The sequence below is a fragment of the Muribaculum sp. genome, assembly GCF_029051885.1.
Lineage (GTDB): Bacteria > Bacteroidota > Bacteroidia > Bacteroidales > Muribaculaceae > Muribaculum.
Window position 1 is genome coordinate 1 of sequence record NZ_JAIDKI010000266.1, and the last position, 1,083, is coordinate 1,083.

Below are 1,083 nucleotides of genomic sequence, written 5' to 3' on the forward strand. Positions count from 1 at the left end.
TCCATCATCACAAGACAAAAATCACTCAGAGATATGCGACCCCAGCGTTAACAAATATTGGGGAACGGGGTCTTAATGTCAATCGTCGTAGCGCAGGAAGTTACCCTCTTTATCAAACCGTATGTCGATACCGTTTGATAATTCGATGTCCCATCCATTTCGTTTGCGTTCGAGGCTTACAACGTGTTGCCCTTTGTGGGATGCGGTGACGTAGCGTGCGATAGACGCCGGCACAAGGCCTTTGGGTACGGATTTAGACTGGGATGTCTCAATCTCCTTCAGATTGCCTTGACGGTCAAAGGATATCTCGGTTCCGTCGGTGAGAATTACATCATATTCATCGATATGTCCGAGAGTCTTGTCTACCTTTATTAGGCTTACGTTGGCTTTGAAGTTTTTGCCGATAAGCTCTTGTGCTACAGTGGGGAGTATGGATGCATCACGGGAGAAACTGTCGGATGCCGATGCTGAGAATGCTCCAGCCACCATTATGGCCATTCCCATTAGAATGCGTTTTAATTTCATAATTTAGAAATTTAAATGAGTTAGTCGATTTTCTTGTGCAGGTATTCAGCAAGCACGATAGCGTTGTTGTGTTGATAATCGTGGCTGCTGTAGAGTAGTGTGACACACTGATGCCGGCGTATCCGGGCGATTAAATCGTCGACAGCAGGGTTTGCCTGTAGCTCAGATATGTATTTGCGTGTGAAATCCTGCCATCGGTTCTGTGGATCTGCGTGAAACCATTCGCGAAGTTCGGTTGACGGAGCGATGTCCTTGGCCCAACAGTCATAGTGAAATTTCACTTTGCTTTCACCTCTTGGCCATAGTCGGTCGACATATATTCGCCATCCGTCATCATCCGAACCGGTCGGATTGTCATATACACGCTGTAGCTTTATATCTGTCATAATGCTATTTTCAGTCATAACGTGCTATCGCTATGTAAAGTTCTACAGAATGTGTCTTATTTCTGAGAGCATGTTTTACCGCACTGGCGGTAACATTTAGACCCCGTTCCCCAATATTTGTTAACGCTGGGGTCGCATATCTCTGAGTGATTTTTGTCTTGTGATGATGGAG

Annotated in this window: 2 protein-coding genes; both read right to left on the minus strand. The window is 45.6% G+C overall.

The window, feature by feature from the left end:
* Positions 1-78 precede the first annotated feature (78 nt).
* The gene (locus K2I50_RS10860; RefSeq protein WP_301026368.1) at positions 79-525 is read right to left on the minus strand and encodes a PepSY-like domain-containing protein; all 447 of its coding nucleotides are present in this window, start codon (positions 523-525) and stop codon (positions 79-81) included.
* Positions 526-545: 20 nt separating this feature from the next.
* Complete coding sequence (locus K2I50_RS10865; RefSeq protein WP_301026369.1) at positions 546-911, minus strand: DUF488 domain-containing protein; 366 nt, start codon at positions 909-911, stop codon at positions 546-548.
* Between the last annotated feature and the right edge of the window lie 172 nt (positions 912-1,083).

What these genes read in the sequence shown, in the direction of transcription:
- K2I50_RS10860 (WP_301026368.1), bottom strand. Translation starts at nt 525, where the DNA reads ATGAAATTAAAACGCATTCTAATGGGAATGGCCATAATGGTGGCTGGA.
- K2I50_RS10865 (WP_301026369.1), bottom strand. Translation starts at nt 911, where the DNA reads ATGACAGATATAAAGCTACAGCGTGTATATGACAATCCGACCGGTTCG.